The organism is Caulobacter sp. GW821-FHT09A05, from assembly GCF_059418465.1.
This window is the reverse complement of sequence record NZ_JBWKPX010000010.1, coordinates 31,189-49,335: the sequence shown is the minus strand read 5'-3', so window position 1 is coordinate 49,335 and position 18,147 is coordinate 31,189. Positions and strand designations below refer to the sequence as shown.

At 68.7% G+C, this 18,147-nt stretch carries 18 protein-coding genes; 7 read left to right on the top strand and 11 right to left on the bottom strand.

Features of this window, described 5'->3' with window-relative positions; genetic code table 11:
- Nucleotides 1-17 precede the first annotated feature (17 nt).
- Entirely contained in the window at nucleotides 18-473 is a 456-nt protein-coding gene (gene queF / locus AC07NX_RS11520) for a preQ(1) synthase (RefSeq protein ID WP_019848146.1), read from the top strand.
- Between the two features lie 167 nt (nucleotides 474-640).
- On the opposite strand, the gene AC07NX_RS11515 is transcribed toward queF, so the two are convergent.
- Nucleotides 641-3,490: a TonB-dependent receptor gene (locus AC07NX_RS11515; protein WP_494641906.1), complete on the bottom strand. Its 2,850-nt coding sequence runs from the start codon at nucleotides 3,488-3,490 to the stop codon at nucleotides 641-643.
- A gap of 300 nt (nucleotides 3,491-3,790) precedes the next feature.
- Complete coding sequence (locus AC07NX_RS11510; RefSeq protein WP_494641905.1) at nucleotides 3,791-4,408, bottom strand: nitroreductase family protein; 618 nt, start codon at nucleotides 4,406-4,408, stop codon at nucleotides 3,791-3,793.
- A 75-nt stretch (nucleotides 4,409-4,483) separates the two neighbouring features.
- On the opposite strand from AC07NX_RS11510, the gene AC07NX_RS11505 reads away from it, so the two are divergent.
- Complete coding sequence (locus tag AC07NX_RS11505) at nucleotides 4,484-5,092, top strand: NUDIX domain-containing protein (RefSeq protein ID WP_494641904.1); 609 nt, start codon at nucleotides 4,484-4,486, stop codon at nucleotides 5,090-5,092.
- 109 nt (nucleotides 5,093-5,201) lie between these two features.
- Entirely contained in the window at nucleotides 5,202-6,032 is an 831-nt protein-coding gene (cysE, locus tag AC07NX_RS11500; RefSeq protein WP_035077709.1) for a serine O-acetyltransferase, read from the top strand.
- A 59-nt stretch (nucleotides 6,033-6,091) separates the two neighbouring features.
- On the opposite strand, the gene AC07NX_RS11495 is transcribed toward cysE, so the two are convergent.
- The 3 genes from AC07NX_RS11495 to AC07NX_RS11485 all read right to left on the bottom strand — a co-directional run bounded on the left by AC07NX_RS11495 (nucleotide 6,092) and on the right by AC07NX_RS11485 (nucleotide 8,469).
- Complete coding sequence (locus AC07NX_RS11495) at nucleotides 6,092-6,766, bottom strand: hypothetical protein (RefSeq protein ID WP_494641903.1); 675 nt, start codon at nucleotides 6,764-6,766, stop codon at nucleotides 6,092-6,094.
- Nucleotides 6,767-6,814: 48 nt separating this feature from the next.
- Nucleotides 6,815-7,342, bottom strand: a complete 528-nt coding sequence (locus tag AC07NX_RS11490) for a hypothetical protein (protein WP_494641902.1) — start codon at nucleotides 7,340-7,342, stop codon at nucleotides 6,815-6,817.
- Nucleotides 7,343-7,503: 161 nt separating this feature from the next.
- A complete protein-coding gene (locus AC07NX_RS11485) occupies nucleotides 7,504-8,469 on the bottom strand; it encodes a hypothetical protein (protein ID WP_494641900.1) in 966 nt (321 codons plus the stop codon).
- Nucleotides 8,470-8,609: 140 nt separating this feature from the next.
- Here AC07NX_RS11485 and AC07NX_RS11480 point away from each other — a divergent pair, with 140 nt between their 5' ends.
- Nucleotides 8,610-9,203: a PAS domain-containing protein gene (locus AC07NX_RS11480; protein ID WP_494641899.1), complete on the top strand. Its 594-nt coding sequence runs from the start codon at nucleotides 8,610-8,612 to the stop codon at nucleotides 9,201-9,203.
- Between the two features lie 408 nt (nucleotides 9,204-9,611).
- Here the strand turns inward: AC07NX_RS11480 and AC07NX_RS11475 are convergent, their stop codons facing one another.
- On the bottom strand, nucleotides 9,612-11,276 hold the full coding sequence (locus AC07NX_RS11475; protein ID WP_494641898.1) for a choline dehydrogenase: 1,665 nt from the start codon (nucleotides 11,274-11,276) through the stop codon (nucleotides 9,612-9,614).
- 425 nt (nucleotides 11,277-11,701) lie between these two features.
- Here AC07NX_RS11475 and AC07NX_RS11470 point away from each other — a divergent pair, with 425 nt between their 5' ends.
- The 3 genes from AC07NX_RS11470 to AC07NX_RS11460 are packed head-to-tail and all read left to right on the top strand — an operon-like array spanning nucleotide 11,702 to nucleotide 14,502.
- On the top strand, nucleotides 11,702-12,646 hold the full coding sequence (locus AC07NX_RS11470) for a YybH family protein (protein ID WP_494641897.1): 945 nt from the start codon (nucleotides 11,702-11,704) through the stop codon (nucleotides 12,644-12,646).
- Nucleotides 12,647-12,706: 60 nt separating this feature from the next.
- On the top strand, nucleotides 12,707-13,765 hold the full coding sequence (locus AC07NX_RS11465) for a sensor histidine kinase (RefSeq protein ID WP_494641895.1): 1,059 nt from the start codon (nucleotides 12,707-12,709) through the stop codon (nucleotides 13,763-13,765).
- The gene (locus AC07NX_RS11460; RefSeq protein ID WP_494641894.1) at nucleotides 13,762-14,502 is read left to right on the top strand and encodes a LytR/AlgR family response regulator transcription factor; all 741 of its coding nucleotides are present in this window, start codon (nucleotides 13,762-13,764) and stop codon (nucleotides 14,500-14,502) included. Before AC07NX_RS11465 ends, AC07NX_RS11460 begins: the two co-directional genes overlap by 4 nt.
- A gap of 24 nt (nucleotides 14,503-14,526) precedes the next feature.
- On the opposite strand, the gene AC07NX_RS11455 is transcribed toward AC07NX_RS11460, so the two are convergent.
- The 5 genes from AC07NX_RS11455 to AC07NX_RS11435 all read right to left on the bottom strand — a co-directional run bounded on the left by AC07NX_RS11455 (nucleotide 14,527) and on the right by AC07NX_RS11435 (nucleotide 18,144).
- Nucleotides 14,527-14,964: a DUF6265 family protein gene (locus AC07NX_RS11455; RefSeq protein ID WP_494641893.1), complete on the bottom strand. Its 438-nt coding sequence runs from the start codon at nucleotides 14,962-14,964 to the stop codon at nucleotides 14,527-14,529.
- A gap of 110 nt (nucleotides 14,965-15,074) precedes the next feature.
- Nucleotides 15,075-16,133 (bottom strand): alpha/beta hydrolase, encoded by a 1,059-nt coding sequence (locus tag AC07NX_RS11450; protein WP_494641892.1) that lies wholly within the window; start codon nucleotides 16,131-16,133, stop codon nucleotides 15,075-15,077.
- A gap of 235 nt (nucleotides 16,134-16,368) precedes the next feature.
- Nucleotides 16,369-16,692, bottom strand: coding sequence for a DUF6683 family protein (locus AC07NX_RS11445; protein WP_494641891.1), 324 nt, complete (start codon nucleotides 16,690-16,692; stop codon nucleotides 16,369-16,371).
- A gap of 338 nt (nucleotides 16,693-17,030) precedes the next feature.
- Nucleotides 17,031-17,555 carry a DUF4303 domain-containing protein gene (locus AC07NX_RS11440; RefSeq protein WP_494641889.1) on the bottom strand — a complete coding sequence of 175 codons (525 nt, stop codon included), beginning with the start codon at nucleotides 17,553-17,555 and terminating at the stop codon, nucleotides 17,031-17,033.
- 58 nt (nucleotides 17,556-17,613) lie between these two features.
- Nucleotides 17,614-18,144, bottom strand: a complete 531-nt coding sequence (locus AC07NX_RS11435; protein ID WP_494641888.1) for a DUF4303 domain-containing protein — start codon at nucleotides 18,142-18,144, stop codon at nucleotides 17,614-17,616.
- Nucleotides 18,145-18,147: the final 3 nt, after the last annotated feature.

Genomic DNA, 18,147 nt, shown 5'->3' with positions numbered 1-18,147 from the left:
GGCCTAGATGACCGTCCATGACCGAACTTCATGTGACCCAGCTGGGCCAGGTGGTCGAACCCGCCGCCAGCCCCGACCAGGCCGTCCTCGAGCGCGTGCCCAATCCGCAGAGCGACGTGACCTACCTGGCGCGCTTCGTGGCCCCTGAATTCACCTCCCTGTGCCCGGTGACCGGCCAGCCCGACTTCGCGCACCTGGTGATCGACTACGCGCCGGGCGACTGGCTGATCGAGAGCAAGTCGCTGAAGCTGTACCTGACCAGCTTCCGCAACCACGGCTCGTTCCACGAGGACTGCACGGTCAAGATCGGCCGCAAGATCGTCGAGATCGCGGCCCCGCGCTGGCTGCGGATCGGCGGCTACTGGTATCCGCGTGGCGGCATCCCGATCGACGTCTTCTGGCAGACCGGCCCGGCGCCGGAGGGCCTGTGGGTTCCGGACCAGGGCGTCGCGCCCTATCGCGGCCGGGGCTGACCGCCCCGCCATTGCACGGGCGCGGATCGGGCGTTCCACTTCGGAAGCGAAAAGCCTCGTCCTTCGACAAGCTCAGGATGAGGCCTTTCTACCGCCGACACCTGTAAATGGCCCTCGTCCCGAGCTTGTCGAAGGACGAGGCCACGCGCGGCGAAGACCCATAGGCCCTATCTCGGCGGTTGCTGAGCCGGCGGCGGGGTCGGGACCGCCGGCGGCCGCTGGCCCGGTGGCTGCACCGGGCGGGACGGGCCGATCAGCTTGCGGAAGCTGATCCGCACCGTCCGGCCGATCGGGTCGCGATAGTCCGGCTGGTAGGCCTGTGGCGTGAGGCCCAGACGGTCGTGCACGTCCTGGCGGGTGTCGAACAGGTTCTGGGCCTGCAGTTGCACGCGCGAGCCGCGTAGCCACGGATGGGCGCGCAGCAGGTCCGGGCGCGACGACAGGTCCGCGAACAGGTTCAGGCTGAACGTCGACTGGTCGCTGAAGAACAGGTCCTGCTGGGCCGTCGCGCCGTTCAGGCGATAGCCGCTGCGCCAGCTGCCGTTCAGGAACGCGCCCATCCCGCTCTTGAAGACGCCGACCTGCAGCTGGACCTCGTGCTCGGGCCCCGCGCCCGACCCGCCGTCCAGGCGGTCGATGACCGGCAGGCCGTCGCGGATGGTGACCTCGTCCTTCAGTTTCCAGGTGTGGTAGAGCGAGACCTGGAACTGGCCCTGGCCGGGGCGCGGACCGTTGCGGAAGCCGCCGCCACGGAAACCGCCGCCACCGCCACCGCCGCCGCCGCCCGGACCGGCGCCGGGACCGCCCTCGGGCCCACGGCCGCCGCCGCCGCCGCCGCCGCCGGGAGGCGGGCCGCCGCCGAAACCTGGCGGCCCCGCCCGCGGCTTGCCGAACGGACGCGACAGGTTGAAGCCCCAGCGGATCTGCTCCTGCTCGGACTTGGCGTAGTTCACCGGCCGCGAGTCGACCGAGATCAGCCGGCCGTCGGCGTCGCGGACGATCCGGTCGGGGAAGGCCTGCTCGATGTCGGCGGTGATGGCCGGGAAGTTGTTGATCGAGTCGTCGATCCGCGTGGCCGTATAGTTGGCGCTGATCTGCAGGTTGGTCTTGGCGTCCTTGGGCAGGGGCCGGATGTTGACGCTCAGCTTCATGACCTGGCGGCTGTCGGACACCAGGTTCGGGTTGCCGCCCTCGATGCGCGTGGCCAGCACGGACTGGCCGGTGTTGAAGTCGTAGATCGAGACGTTCGGCGTCGACAGGATCGGGTCGTTCAGCTGCGACGGCGTCGGGGCGCCGTCCTCGCTGGTGTAGCTGACCAGGAAGCTGAGCGGATTGATCGGCGACCAGTTGGCGCCGGCGCCCAGGGTCGTCAGGCCGCCGAAGTCGGACAGCTGCTCGTACTCGCCGTTGAAGTTGACCGACAGGTCGCCCAGCGCCGGCAGCACGCCCTTGTCGCGGTCGGCGATCGGGACGTTCAGGCTGGCTTGCAGGTTGCCGCTGGTGCGCGAGATGTCGCGGTCGACCACCACGCCTCGGCGGACGCTGCGGGAGTCCAGGGCCTGGGTGTCAGCGCCGACCTTGAACGTGGTCGAGACGCCGCCGGCGGGGGCCTGCAGCAGGTTGCCGACGAGCACGACCTCGGCGTTGGCGGTGTTGGAGGTCGACTTGGCGGTGTCGGGCGAGACCCGGGCCAGCAGGGTCGAGGGGATGTTGCCGAACGGGTTGAGCGCGGGATCGCCGGCGGCGACGCCGGCCGCGAAGGCCGCCGCATCCAGGCCGCGTCCGGTGCTGGTGTCGGTGGTGGAATAGACGTAGCCGCCGGTGGCGCTCCAGCGCCACTCCTTGATCCGCCCGTTGGCCGCCGCCGACACCGTGGCCTTCTGGGTGTCGGTCTTGCGGGCCATCGAGACGTAGTCGTCGGCGTAGCGGTAGAGCTGGACGTCCTGGCTGAACGGCGAGAACGGGTTGGTTTCGGGCACCTCCAGGCGGATGCCGGGCAGGCCGAGATACGAATAGGAGGTGGAATCTTCGAACGATCCGCTGAGCGTGGCCATCGACGACTTGCCCACCGGCCGGGTCAGGGCGCCGGTCAGCGAGGCCGAGGTCCCCCGCGGCGCGAGGCTGCGCCAGGCGGTCAGGTCGTCCGTCGCGGCGGTCCCGGCGTTGGTCGCGAAGTCGGCCAGGCTTGCGGGACCGCCCAGGGCCGCGGTCGGAACCGGCGTGACGGTGACCGGCGAGCCGACCAGGGCGGTCAGGTCCGGATCGATCGGCTGGAAATAGACGCCGTTGGCGATGTCCGGCGGCTGGAGGGCCAGGCCCGTGACGTTGCCGGTCAGGTCGTAGGGCTGGCCCGACGGCGTGCGCACGATGTCGCGGTCGTTCTCGAACAGGGCCGTGTCGTGCGAGACCTTGCCGTTGAACAGCCAGCGATTGTCGCCCTGGACGCGGAAGAAGGTGCTCTGCAGGTCGGTGGACGTGCGGTCGCCGGCGGTCGGGACCTTGACCCCCGCCTCGGTGGTCAGGGCGCGGAAGCGGCGGCGCAGGACGATGTTCACCACCCGCTGGTCGGCGCGGTAGCCGTAGGTCAGCGACACTTCCTCGGGCAGGATCTCGAAGCGCTCGATGGCCTCGGGCGGGATGTCGCGGATCTCCTGGAAGCCCGAGATGCGGCGGCCGTTGACCAGCATCACCGGCTGGCCGTCGCCACGGCTCTGGCTGGTGCGCAGCTGCGGCTCCAGGAAGGCCATCAGTTCGGAGATGCTGCCGGCCCCGTAGGCGCGGATCTGGGCCGGGTTGAGCGTCAGCTCGGGCTTGATGTCGCCCTCGACCGAGCCGCGCGGCTTGCCGGCCACCACCTCGACCGCGTCGACCTCGGCAGCGTACGGATCGGCCTCGGCGGGCGCGGCCTGCTGCGGCGCCCTCTGGACCTGCGCCGGAGGGTCTTGCTGCGCCGGCGCGGCTTCGGGCGCGCCGTCCAGGGCGGTGGTCATGCCAAGGATCAGGAGGGAGAGCGTCATAAACCCCGTCGGCCGTAAGTTATGGTCGGCGTGTAGGTACGCAGACAACGTCGAGCTTGGCCTTAGGCAATGCAAGGCCGTGTAACAAGTTACGGATGCTTAAGGTGGATTTGATGCAGGACTGTTACACAAAATGTCGCGACTGATGCACGACAAAGCCTGCGCCCCGCAAGTCCCACGCCTTGGGATTGGAGACTAGTCGAGTGGCGGTTCTGTGGCGTCGGGCCGCTATTCGAGCCGGCTGGGCGGGAATAAAGGCGCCGGACCGATGCGAAAACGCCACAGGGACGCGCGTGACGTTCAGTCGGCGGACCATTCGGTGGTGATCGCGCCGATGTCGGGCCGCACCCGCTCCTGCGGGGCCTCGGTCGAGGTTCCCAGATAGAGGAAGCCGGCCACCCGTTCGTCGTCGGTCAGGCCGAGGATGGCCTGGGCGCGCGGGTCATAGGCGTACCAGTCGGTGATCCAGTTGGCCCCCCATCCCATGGCGGCGGCGGCCAGCAGCATCTGCTGGCAGACCGCCGAGGCGCTCTGGCGCTGTTCCCATTCGGGGATCTCGCCGGGGATGTGGCGCGAGATCACCGTCACCGCGACCGGCGGACGGGTCAGCTTGCGCAGGGCGGCGTTGGCCTTGGCCGGATTGGCCTGGCTGTCGGCGAGGGCGGTGATCTTCTCGGCGAAGGCGTCCTTGGCGGGGCCGCGCAGGATCACGAACCGCCAGGGCGCCAGCTTGCCGTGGTCGGGCACCCGGGCGGCCAGGCGCAGCAGGTCGGCCAGCTGGGCGTCGTCGGGGCCCGGCGCGACCAGGCTCATGGCCGAGGCCGATCGCCGCCTGGCCAGGAAGTCCAGCACCGCCGGCGACGGCTCGATCGGCAGCACTTCACCGAATTCTGGGGCAGGGGGGACAGAACCGGTCAAGACGACCTCCGGGAAGCAGGATAAGCAGCACACCTATGGCCGAGCCTCGGTCGCCACAAGTCGCGAGTCGTTCGCATGTCCGAAAAACTGCCTTGGCTCAAAGCGCATGGGACGCCGTGGAGCGTGACCCGGGAGACCGTCGTCTACGACAACCCTTGGATCACCCTGACCGAGTACGACGCCGTCGCCCCCACGGGCCGGCCGGCGCTCTACGGCAAGGTGGCATTCAAGAACCGGGCGATCGGCATCGTTCCGCTGCACGCCGACGGCACGGTCACCCTGGTGGGCCAGCACCGGTTTCCCCACGCCAACTACAGCTGGGAGATCCCCGAGGGCGGCGCGCCGCTGGACGAGGATCCGCTGGACGGGGCCAAGCGCGAGCTGGCCGAGGAGGTCGGGCTGCAGGCCGCCGACTGGCGGCTGATCCTGACCATGGAGCTGTCCAACTCGATCACCGACGAGATCTGCCACGGCTATCTGGCCCTGGACCTGACGCCGACGGCGACCGCGCCGGACGACACCGAGGATCTGGCCATCGCCCGCGCGCCGTTCGGCGAGGCGCTCGACGCGGCGGTGTCCGGCCACATGCCGGACTCCTTGACGGTGGCTTTACTGCTCCGGGTGCACCATATGGCGGTGAAGGGCGAGTTGCCGGCCGACCTGGCAAAGCTTGTGCTCGCCTGACGACGGTCTTAAGTGCGCGGATGGTTTCGCGCGCCAGTCGCTGAAACCTGGGCGCCTGGAGCATTTCTCAAAAAGATGCTCTATAGGCGGCGTGGGAGAGGAGAGCCCGGTGGCCAAGCATCTCGAGGTCGTGACGCAGGAAACGACGCCGCCCGTCTGGGCCGCGCTGCGCAACCAGGCCGAACACGCCGCCAAGGCCGAGCCGGCCCTGGCCTCGCTGCTCAACGCCGTGATCCTCAGCCACGACAACCTGGCCGACGCCTTGACCTTCCAGCTGGCGCGCAAGCTGGGCGACCAGGAGATGCGGGCCATGACCGCCCGCGAGTTCGCCGCCGACGCCTTCGACAGCGATCCGGCGCTGGTGACCGCCGCCGAGGCCGACCTCGTGGCGGTGTTCGAGCGCGACCCGGCCACCAAGGGCTATGTCCAGCCGTTCCTGTTCTTCAAGGGCTTCCTGGCCCTGCAGACCCACCGCGTGTCGCACTGGCTGTGGAGCCAGGGCCGCGAGACCCTGGCCTTCTATCTGCAGAGCCGGGCCAGCGAGGTCTTCCAGGTCGACATCAACCCGGCCGCCCGCATCGGCCAGGGCGTGTTCATCGACCACGGCACCGGCATCGTCATCGGCGAGACCGCGGTGGTCGGCGACGACGTCTCGATGCTGCACGGCGTGACCCTGGGCGGCACCGGCGCCGAGCGCGGCGACCGCCACCCGAAGATCGGCAAGGGCGTGCTGCTGGGCGCGGGCGCCAAGGTGCTGGGCAACATCACGATCGGCGACTACGCCAAGGTGGCGTCCGGCTCGGTGGTGCTCAAGCCCATCCCGCCGCACTGCACGGCCGCCGGCGTGCCGGCCCGCATCGTCAACTGCCCCACCTGCGAAGAGCCGGCCCGGACGATGGACCACACGCTGGCCGACGTGGTCTACGACTACGTGATCTAGGGACCGATCGCCGTTCAACGCCCCGCGTGGACGAGGTTTTCAGCCCGATCGCGCGCAGCTCAGTTCGACGGAGGCAGCGCGTCCAGCCGGGCCTGGTAGTCCCGCACCAGGGCCGGATCGGCGTCCTGGCGGTGCTTGGCGAGGAAGGCGGTCAGGGCTCCTCGATATTCCGCGATGAACGCCGGGTTGCCGGGGCTGACGGCGAACTGGTTGGCCGCCTTGTCGACCGGCCCGCGGTCCCGGTCGATCCTGTACGCCTTCCCGTAGGGCGAGAGGTCGCGCATGATCACCAAGTTGCGCGGGAAGCCCGGGACGTATTTGGCGACGAAGACCTCGCCCTCGGGCGGGATCAGGATCTCGTTGGTGATCGGATAGATGCTGGCCGTCATGGTGGTGAAGCCCGTCACCACGTCGCGGCCGTCCGCCGTCTTCAGCACCGCGTCATAGGCCCATATGGGCTGGTCGTTGAGGGTGGAGCTGGTTTCCTCCGAATGGGTCACGACCGCCGTGCCGGTCTCGCCGAACGCGTTGAGGAACAGCGCGTTGAAGATGTGGCCGGTGAAGATGTTGGCGATGCCGAAGAAGAAGAAGGGCGCCATCAGCAGGGCCCAGCCCGGATGGCCCCGCCACCTGGCCATCCCCAGACCCAGCAACGCGCCGACGAGCACGAGGACGGGCCACGACAGAAGCGGGTGCTGGGCGAGGCAATACAGGATCGCCGACAGGATCGTCATGAAGGGGCTGTCCCGACAGAAGGCGCGCCGTGCGCGTTACCGGGCGCGTTACTGGCCCTTGGACTTTTCGTAGGCTTCCAGGGCCGCCCGGTCCTCCTTCGAGACGAATTCGCAGGCCAGCAGCGTCTTGCCAGGCAGAGCGGCGCTTTCCCGGGCGACGATCGAGACCGTTCCGGCGTCGGGCCGGGGCTGCTCGGCCGACGGCAGTTCGCGCGCGTAGCCCCTGGTGGACGTCCCGAGCAGGTTGGAGCCCTCGGGCTTGAGCTGGTAGCGCTGGGCCAGCGCCTCGGCCTGCTGGCCCTGGACCAGGACGCCGACCGATGTGCCGGCGAACACCACCTCGCTGGTCTTGAAGCCGTCCTGGCCGAGGTCCTGCGGCAGCTTGTAGACATAGGCCGTCAGCAGCGAGGTGTCGGGCTTGGCCAGCTTCTCGGCCGCTTCGTACAGCGCCGTGGCCGAGTCCATCGTATAGGGCGGCTTGCAGAGGGCGGCGTCGTAGAAGGGCTCCGCCGCCAAGGCGTCGGCGGCCGGGAGCGTTCCCGCGGTAATGGCGAGGGCGAAAAGCTTGCGACGCATCGGTGCTCCCTACTGGCGGTTCATCGGCGATGATTCCTCACCCAGGATAGCAACCGTCGGGGCGTATTTCGCGATAAAGTCGCAAATGCGAGCGATTCCGCCAGGAAAAAGGGCCGCTCCCGGAGGAGCGGCCCTTGCTGTTTCGCAAGTCGAAGCGGTGGCTAGTACACCACCCCGCCGACGCCGCCGTCCAGGCTGAGGCTCAGGCCCGAACTGGACTGTTCGCGCACCGTCTCCTCGCGATAGGCGGTGTATTTCTCGGTGGTCAGGATGGTCAGGACCTTCACCCCGGCGCCGTAGCGGCGCAGCAGAGAGCGCTCGTTGCAGTCCCGGGCCGGGCGTTGGGGGCGGCAGGACAGGGCGCCGCCGCGGCCGTCGGGGCCGCCGGCCAGGCCGGAGCCGCCGCCACCGCCATAGCCGGAACCGGAGCCGCCGCCGTAGTAGAGGGCTTCGTTCTTGCCGCAGACATAGGTCTCGCCGCCGAAGTTGGCCGCGCTGTAGCCTTCATAGGCGCCGACCACATACTGCATGCGCGAGCCGGCGATGCAGCGATAGAGTTCGCCGTCGTAGCCGCCGTCGATGTCGCGGTCGGGCGTGACCTGCGAGGCCGGGTGGGGAATGTCGCGGTCGTCCAGGCAGACGGCGCGGATGACCACGCGCTTGAACTTGGTGCGGGTGGCCTCGTAGGAGGCGCGACGGCGGGCTTCGCCGCCCTCGACGTTCAGGCCCTGGATGTAGCCGGTCGAGACCGGGCCGGAATAGTAGCCGCCGTGGGTGCCGCCGCCGTAATAGACGGTCGAGCCGGCCGAGGCCCCCGCGCCCGCGCCGGCGCTGGACCCGGCCGTGGCCGTGCTGGTCGCCGAGGCGTTGGCGTTGACCACGACCGAACCGCCCACGTGGATGTTGATGCCGGGCACATAGACGTTGTGACCGCCGCCGCCGCAATTGTTGCAGCCGGGCGGGGTGGGCGGCCGCGGCGGGGCCGGCGGCGGCGCGCAGCAGGGCGGGGGCGGCGGCGTGCAGCCGCTGTTGCACTGGGCGTAGGCGGCTCCCCCGAGCACGAGCGCGCCCAATCCGGTCGCCAGGCTGATCCACAGCTTGGGCAAGGTCATTTTCGGCGCCTTCATCGGCCTTTTCCCTTCACAACACGCCAGCGTGTCGCTCGGCCAAAGGCCAAGCAAGTTTCACGCCATGTCCGCCGCTCCACCGGGAAACTGTCCCAGGACGGCACGGTCCTGGGGCTGGCCCGGTTCTCCCTGCAAGCCTGATGCGGTCGAAAACGACCGCGCGTGAGCTCGCCAGGGGAACGACGATGTTCCATCCAAGCACGGAACGGTTGATAGACTATTGGCGTAGCAAGGCCGTTAACGGCGGCATGCCCGCGCGCGCCGCCGTCAATCCGGGCGATTTCCTGGATCTGCTGCCGCAGATTTTCATCCTGGGGCGCGACGGCAAGGGCCGTTATCCGGTGCGGCTGGCCGGGGGTTTCGTCGCCGACCTGCACGCCCGCGACCTGCGCGGCGAGGACGCTCTGGGCTTCTGGGCCCTGTCGCATCGCCTGGAGGTCAAGTCCGCCCTGGAGGTCGCGCGTCGCCGGGGCGAGCCGGTGGTGGTCACCGCCGACATCCGCGCCATCGGGGCGCCGTCGGTGGGCATGGAGGTGCTGCTGGCGCCGATGACCGGCGTCGACGGCCAGGCCGACCGTTTCCTGGGTCTTTACCAGCCCATCGCCATGATCCAGCGCCTGATGGGCCGTCCGGCCTCGGAGCTGGGCGTGCGGCGGATTCAGAGCCTGGGTCCGGCCAACGAAGAGGCGCCGCGCCTGCGGCTGGCGACGCTGCACGGCCGCCGGATCGCCTGACGGGCGTCACGAGCTTTCCGTCGGGGGGCGGAAAGAGCGGCGCGGGGAGGGGCGCGCCGCGGATGGGGAGGGGGCGCCGCATGGCGACCCCTCCTTATCTCGACACCCGTCATCCCGCCGCGTTAAGGGCTTCGATCACCTCGACCGGCGGGTCAGCCGGGCCGCGCTCATCAACGCGTTCAGCTGCTCGATGCTGGTGGCGCTGGCCAGCGGGGCGGTCGACAGGCCCGAGCGGCCGAGGGGGCGGTGGTTCATGACTTAAACTCCGATTACCTCAGCGGTTGTCATCCCGGCCGGAGCGTAACGCAGAGCCGGGACCCAGGGGCACCGCTGTGCGCCGGCCCCGGGTCCCGGACAGCCTCTGCGAGGCTTCCGGGATGACAACGATGGGGGGGCGGCGCCGAGAAATCAGGCCGCCGCCGCCCGTCCGTCCTCGAACACCGGGACGTCCACGGCGGGCAGGACCGTCTTGCCGCGGATCAGGTCGGAGGCGCGTTCGGCGATCATCAGGGTCGGGGCGTTGGTGTTGCCGCCGATCAGGGTGGGCATGACCGAGGCGTCGATCACCCGCAGCCCGGCGATCCCCTGCACGCGCAGCTGGTCGTCCACCACGGCCAGAGGGTCGCCCGCCGCGCCCATCCTGCAGGTCCCGACCGGATGGTAGATGGTCTCGGCCTTGGCGCGGACCCAGGCGTCGATCTGCTCGTCGGTCTTCACGTCGCCGCCGGGCGAGTATTCGGCCTCGCGATAGGGATCCAGGGCCGCCTGGGCCACCACCTCGCGGGCGATCTTCACCCCCTCGCGGATCGCGCGGCGGTCCTCCTCGGTCGCCAGGTAGTTGGCCAGGATGGTCGGATCGTCGAACGGGTCGGCCGAGCGCAGGCCGACCTTTCCGCGGCTCTCGGGGCGAAGCTGGCAGACATGCAGGGTGAAGCCGTCCTTCTCGACCTGGACCTTGCCGTGGTCCTGCATGATCGCCAGCACGCCGTGGATCTGCAGGTCGGGCCGGTCGAGGTCGGGGCGCGATTTCAGGAACGCGCCGCTCTCCAGGAACTGCTGGCGGCCCAGCCCCTTGCCCAGCAGCATGTAGGACAGGCCCACGCCCAGCTTGTTCAGCCCCTTGTTGGCCGAATAGGCGGTGACCAGGTTCTTCGTCGTCCAGGACAGGCAGACGTCCAGGTGGTCCTGCAGGTTGGCCCCGACGCCCCGGGACTCGTGGACGACCGCGATCCCGTGGGCCCGCAGGTCGTCCGGATCGCCGATCCCCGACAGTTGCAGGATGTGGGGCGACTGCACGGCCCCGGCGCTGAGCAGCACCTCGGCGTCGGCATGGGCGACGAGGCGGTCCGGGCTGGCCCCGACGACGTACTCGACCCCGATCGCACGGCCGTTCTCGACCAGGATCCGGGTGGTGCGCGCTCCGGTCACGCAGGTCAGGTTCGGCCGGGCCAGGGCCGTCGTCAGATAGGCCGCCGCCGCGCTCCAGCGCCTGCCGTCGCGGATCGTCAGGTCGTAGGGGCCGAAGCCCTCCTGCTGGTAGCCGTTGAAGTCCTTGGTCGTCGCGTGTCCCGCCTGGCGGCCGGCCTCGACCAGGGCGGCGTAGAACGGGCTCCTGGACTCGCCGCGCGACACGTGCAGCGGCCCCGAGGCGCCGTGATAGGCGTCGCCGCCCCCGTGATGGCTTTCCGAGCGCATGAAGTAGGGCAGGACCTCGGCGTAGGACCAGCCGGCCAGCCCCATCTGCCGCCACTGGTCGTAGTCGCGCGCGTGGCCGCGGATATAGATCATGCCGTTGATCGCCGAGCTGCCGCCCAGGCCCTTGCCGCGCGGCCACCACAGCTTGCGGTCGTTCAGGTGCGGCTCGGCCTCGGTCCAGAAGCCCCAGTTCTGGTCGCCCTTGGCCTTGATCAGCTCGCCCACCCCGGCCGGCATCCGCACCAGGATCGAGCTGTTCCGGCCCCCGGCCTCCAGCAGCAGGACCTTGACGGCCGGGTCCTCGGTCAGCCGCGCCGCCAGGACGCAACCGGCCGAGCCGGCGCCGATGATGACGTAGTCGTAGCGCGTGCTGGCCATGGCCCGACGTCGCCTCCCTGGAATGTTATCGTTGTTAAGTCAGAGAGTGATCCGGCTTGCGGCGGTCGGCAAGAGGGTTTGGCGGTGTGTTCGTGAAGGTTAGAGCTGACCCCGATTCAAGTTTGCGTCGTCGGCTTCGCGAGCCGCTCGCAGGCGCCGCGTTTGGGCGCAGCCGCGACGGTCGGCAACTGATGCTGCGTGGCCGATGCTCAGCGAGCGGGGTGGAATGACCTAAGGCGCCTGCTTGATCCTCGGGTTCGCACACTCGATCTGATCGATCCCGTTCACGGAAGCGCCGATCCCGCTCGCCCCTCCCTGCTTGCTCGCGGCCCTTGGTTCGCGCGCCCTCGGGGAACCCACGGCGAGGAACGGTCATGACCAGCCATCCATCTCAACAGCCGGACTTTTTCTGCAGAAGGCGCCTCGTGGCGCTGGCCGTGGCCGGGCCGCCGCTGATCGCTTTCCTGGCGTCCAGTCGAGCTCGACCGGCCGCCGCGACGGTCCGGCAGGCTTCGGCGCAGTTCACCGCGGAGATCCAGCGGCGGAACGCGGACCTCTCGGCCACCTGGCTGAACGGGGACGTCGACCGGCGGTTGGCCCACTACGCTCCCGACAGCGTCAGCAATCCGGACTACCAGCCGCGACTGTATGGCCCCGGTTCGATCGCTCGCTACTATCTGGCCCTGGCGTCCCGGCAACGGGTCGGCGCCTATGCCCGCCGCACGACCGAGATCATCCCGCTCACCGACGAAAGCGCGTTGGAACTCGGACGCTTCGAGATCGCCTACACACCCGCGGGGGGCGGGGCGTCGCGCAGTCATCAAGGCCGGTACGCGAACCTGTGGCGGCGTCAGTCCGACGGCGCCTTGAAGCTGAAAGCGGAGGTCTGGGGCTATCTCCAGCGGATCGAGGACCCGTCCTCCCACAGCCTGGGCGAGCCCGAGACGGCGGGTAGCGCCGCCCCGCCCGGAGATCCCGAGGTCGAGGCCGAACTGGCCAGGCTGAACCGCCTCGACGCCGAGGCGGTCCGGACCTACGACACCGCCGCGAAGGTCGCCCGCTACGCCGACGACGCCGTCTACATGCCCTATGCCGATACGCCCAAGGTCGGGATCGGCGAGATCAGGGCTCACCTGGTGCGCTACACCGAACAAGGCCGCGGCGCGACATTCGACTCGGTTCGGGTTTGGAACGAGGGCTTCGAGGTACTGGACGACTACGTCGTCGAGTATCCCAAGTTCGAGGTCCGCTGGCGCAACGGCGCGGACGCCGGCGTGGTCTCGGGCGGAGGCCTTCGGCTGTGGCGTCGGCAGGCCGACGGCTCGCTGAAGATGTTCCGCCAGATCGCGACCCACGACCATCGCGCCTAGCCGCCGATGGAAGTGGTCTCGGCCCTCGGCTAAGCTGCCCAGGATCAGGAGCGTCGTCAGATGAACTTCGTGGGCCGCGGCCGAAGTTACGCGCTTTGGGGCCTTGCCCTGCTGGGCGTCTGGTCAGTCGTGGCGCTGCTCAATTCCCTGCAGTGGTACATGGGCGGCCTGGTGTCGGGACAGGGGCCGACCTGGCCGCAGCTTCTCGGCTATTCGGTCGCCGGCAACAGCATCTGGGTGCTTCTCACGCCCCTGGTCGTCGCCTTCGCCCATCGCGCGCCGTTCGAGCCGCGCCGCGGCGTCCGGTTCTTCATCGTGCACCTGATGGCCGGTGTCGGGTTCGCCCTGCTCCAGACGGCGCTCTACGTCGCGTTGATGTGGTTGCTGGGCGCCGAGGCGCTGGGGCGGATGCTCTTGCAGAAGCTGTCGGGCAATTTTCAGATCAATCTGCTGATCTATGCGATCATCGTCGCCCTGGTGGTCGGCGCGCGGGCCTATCGCGCGCTGCGCGATCGCGAGGTGGCCGGCGCGCGGATGGAGGCGCGCCTGGCTGAGGCCGAGAGCGCGGCGTTGCGGGCGCAATTGCAGCCCCACTTCCTGTTCAACACCCTCAACGCCATCTCGGCCCTGGTGGAGGACGAACCGCGCCGCGCGCGGCGTCTGATCGCCAAGCTCGGCGACCTGCTGCGCCTGTCCATCGAGGACCATCGCGCGCCGGAAAGCCCGTTCGGCGACGAACTCGATTTCACCGAGGCCTATCTCGCCATAGAACAGGCGCGACTGGGATCGCGGCTGCGGGTCGTGCGCGACGTCGCGCCCGACGCCCTGACCTGCCTGGTGCCGACCCTGCTGCTTCAGCCGCTGGTGGAGAACGCCATCCGCCATGGGATCGCGCCCCTGGTCGAGGGCGGGACCGTGACCATCGCGGCGAAGGTCGTCGGCGAGCGGCTGCAGGTGACCGTGGCCGACGACGGCAGGGGCGCCGGCGCGATCGTCGAGCGCGTGGGGCTGGGAAACGCGCGCCGGCGGCTGCGGCAGCTCTACGGCGATCGGCAGGCCCTGGAGATCGATACGGCGCCGAGGGCGGGCTTCAAGGTCCTGCTGATGACGCCGCGATGATCAGGACCCTCATCGTCGACGACGAACCGCTCGCGCGCCGCCACGTCGCCGCCCTCCTGCGGGCCCAGCCGGATTTCGAGATCGTCGGCGAGGCGGCGCATGGGGCGTCGGCCATCGCCCAGATCGAGACGGCCAAGCCGGATGTGGTGTTTCTCGACGTGCAGATGCCCGAAGTGACGGGCTTCGACGTCGTCGAGGCGATCGGCGTCGAGGCGATGCCGATCACCGTCTTCGTGACCGCCCACGACGCCTTCGCCGTTCGCGCCTTCGAGGTGCAGGCCATCGACTATCTGCTCAAGCCGTTTGGCGACGGCCGGTTCGCTCAGGTCCTCGAGCGGGTCCGCCGCCAAGTGTCCGCCGGTCCTGGGCGGGGCGACGCCTTGACGTCCCTGCTGGCCAGCGTTCCCCGGACGCCCAGGCTGGTGGCGCGGGGCAACGGCGTGGCGCGGATCATTCCGCTGGAAGATGTCCTCTGGATCGGCGCGGCCGGAAACTACGCGGAAGTCCATACGGCCGCCCGAACGCTGCTGATCGACGAGTCGATCGCTTCCCTGGCGGCGCGGCTGCCCGCCCAGGACTTCGCGCGCATCCATCGCGCGGTGATCGTGCGCCTGGACGCCATCGCCGAGGTTCGCGCCGGATCGCACGGCGACGGCGCGGTGCGCCTGGCCAGCGGCGTGGAACTGCGGATCAGCCGCCGCTATCGGGAGGCCGTCTGGACCTTTCTGGACGCCTGACTTGCACAGGGCGAGGTCATGGAGTCACTTCCGCCTGAACGGAATGACCAGCGTCTCCCGCTCTTCCTGGCCCGAGCGGTTGAGAAAGTAGACCGTGAAGCTGTCCTTGCCGGTCCTTAGAAAGGTTATGCCGTCGAAGAACAGGGTCTTCGCGTCCCGGTCGACCAGCGGGCGATCGATATGGATGTCCTGCCCCTCCCAGCCGACGAGCAGGGGCGTGAAGTGCTTGACCTTGTAGCTAACGGAATCCCCCGCCTGGGCGAACACGCTGATCTCGTAGAAGATCACGCCCTGAGGGCTCACCGCGCGAACGAAGCCCGGCATGTGCCCAAACTTCGGGCCCAGGATGACATGCTCGACCGGGCCTTCGGGCATCTCGCCGATCCAATGCCCCTCGAGCCAGGCCAGATCGGCGATGGTGGTCGGCGGACCCGATGCGCCCTTGGCCAGAAGCTTGATCATGGACCGCGGAGGCCCCGCCGGGGCCTCGGCCAGGGACGGTGACGCGGCCATGACCATCGACGCGATCAAGAGCGCCTGAAGGCAGGAACGAATGCAGCGCGGGGTCATCTTCACGCCTCCTCGAAGGCCAGATGACGGGCGAAGAACGGCAGGACGTCGGTATGGACGCGGCCCCGCTCGCCCCAGTGCCGATCGCGAAAGCCGCCCCCGTGCTCCTCGGCCTCGTGCGGCACCCCGTATTCGTCGAGCAGGTGGGCGAACGCCTGATTACCGTAGACATGGTCGACGATGGTGTCGGCCCGTCCCCAGTCGAACTTGAGGCCCCGAAGCGTCTTCAGGTTCTCGGCGTGGGACGGAAGCTGCGCGGCCAGGCTGAAGTGGTCGTGGAACCGGGCCATGACGGCGGTGTCGACCTCCACCCGGCCGTTCAGGCCGCGCGCGGGGGGATCGAAGAACAACGGAGGCCGGTCCGGGTTTGGCAGAAAGGCCTGGTAGATCGAGGTGAAGATCCGCGAGAAGCCGTCGTCGCCCAGGTCGTCCAGCGAGCGCGCCCGCGCCAGCCGATCCCAGTTCGGCCGACCATGGCTGGTCTGGAGGTTTCCACCCGCGGCGACCGGCTGCATCCCGTAGACCGAGCCGAACACCTGGGGATGCCGCATGCCCAAGCGGATCGCGCCATAGGCTCCGACGCCGTCGCCGACCGCGCCGCGCGAGGCCCGGCTGGCCAGGGTCCGGTAGTTGGCGTCGACATAGGGGACCAGCTCGCGCACCATGAAGTCCTCCCAGTTCCCGGTGGCGGTCGAGTTGACGTACCAGGAACTGCCGGCCGGCGTTGAGAAGTCCGCGGCGACGACGATGACGTCGCCGATCACGCCCCGCGCGATCGCCTGGTCGAACAGCGTCGCCGCGCCATGGTTCGCGAAGGGCGCCGTGTGGTCCTCGAAAAAGTGGTTCAGATAGTAGAGGACCGGAAAGCGCTTCCCCCGGTCCGAATAGCCGGGCGGCAGATAGAGGGTCAGCCTGCGCAGCGGAGAGACGCCGATCTTGCTCCGGGAGAAGTTCGTGGATCGCAGTTCGGCGGCGACCAGCGGTCCTGGCGGCTGGCCGACCGCCGCCGGGGCGATACCGAGCAGCAGAAGGCCGAAACAAAGCTCGCGGCGCTCGTGCATGGGAATCCTCCGTCACCATGGCCCGCAAGAGGGCGCGGAAAGGATTCCTGTCACAACTGTCCTTGGCTGAGCGGGATCGACGGCTCCGTGAGCGGCGTCAATGTCTCAAGGCGCGTTGGCGGCTTGCCGGAACGGCGTCGAGACGCGCCAAGCCGTCGCGGGCGAACCGCTCGATATCGGCCGCACCCAGCGGACCTGGCCTATCGAAGCCTGTCAGCCCCGAGGCGGACCCGCGTCAGGTCCATGCCGAAGCTCGCGCGGGTCCCCTGGCCGATCGCAACCTGGATCGCCGGCATCGCCGCATCGCTTCGGCCACTTCCTGCTTGAGGGCGTCGCTGGCGTCGATGAGCACCGGATCGGCCCTCAGCGCGCGGCCGACCTGGGCGCTGGCCGCCTTGAACTCGGCCGGTTCTCCCTCGGTCGATCCGCGTACGCCGTAGTAGGCGGTGACGAGATAGGTCGCGACAGCGTCGGCGACATTGTCGGGGTTGAGGCCCGCGGGCTGCATCACCTGTTCGATCTCGGCGATGGGATCGCGACTTGCGAAGGTGCGCTGCAAGTCGGCCGCGCCGGCCGGGTCACCTTGGCGACCCCGTTGCAGGCGACTTTCCCTTTCTGAAGCCGATATTCATACGCCCTCATCGCTGATCGCGGCATACGTCCCCAAGTAGTAGGGCTCCACAGCTTGCAAATACTTGCCCATCTTCGATCCTACATCCCTGGCCGCGGCGGATCATTGCCGGGTGGACCAATGCCGAGCCTGTTGCGCGGCCAGGGAATAGCTAATCACTCGACCCTGTTCGGTCGCTCACCTCGGCGGACGACGCCCTTGGTGTCGAAACGCACCTGCGGCATCCCCATGGGTCAGTCGCGCCCGGCCAGACCTCTGGCCGCGGCTCAACCGAAGCGGCGCAAGAAACGGCCGGCAAGATCGGCCGCGTTGATGCGGGTGGCCGAGGCGTTCTCGATCTCCTCGGCGTCGTCGCTGTCCGTCACGGTCACAAACGCCGTGACGTCCGCAAGCCGCTCGCCCAGCGCCGCCTTGGTCGCCGCCAGCGCAGTGGTCATCGCTTCGATCAGATTGCCGAAGTAACTGTCGAAATCCGATTTCTCCTGTTGCGCGAGCAGCGCGTTCACCCGTGAAAAGACAGCCCGGTCCCAGCCTTCCACGGCCCATTCGGCCGCCGCCCAACGGTAGTAGATCTCATCCTCCGGTGAATTCGGCTCATCCTCGGCTTCGGCGGCCAAATGCGCCTGATAGCCTTCTTCAGTGTTGGCGGCCATAGAGACGTTGGCGCTGTCCTCGGATGTAAATAGAGCCAACGCATAGATATGCTCGCCCTCATACACAGACAGAAGATTTCTTGCCGCCGTCAGCGACGCCGCTTGAAGGTCTTCGAAAACGTCCTTCCAATTGGCCAACGACTTCCTCAATGCTAGAGACACTCGCCCTTCCAGGCAGGTGCGTTGCAAGCGCCGCCTAGTCCAAGGGGCGGCCGAACTGACCGGCGAGGGGTGGTGGAGTCAGGCGATCGACTGACCGCCGTTCGACCGCTTTGGCCTCTTCGCTGTCGGAGATCGTCACGAACACCGTAACGCCTTCGAGCGCCTGCGCCCGCTCGGCCCGCAGATGGGCGAGCGCATCGATCATCGCGTCGATGAGGCGGTCAAAATAGGCGCTGAAATCCCCATTTCCATTGAGGCTCGCCGCGGTGAGGTCGCGATTGATGTCCGCGAAGTGGTCGTCGCCGAAAAACTCGTACCGCCACTCGGCGGGGGCCCAGCGTAGGTAGGCTGAGTATTCCGGGGTCATGTCTTCGATTTCGGCCTCGGAGGCGCGTTTCTCGGCGTAGCCTTCCTCGGTGTTGGCGCACAGCCCAACGCTCATGCCGTCGTCCGCCGTCTGAAGACAGATCGCGTAGAGGCGCTGGCCTTCGAGTGACGACGTCAGCGTGTCAACCGCCGCGATTGTCGCCGTGCGAAGCTCTTCCACCTTTGCGTCCCAGTCCACGCG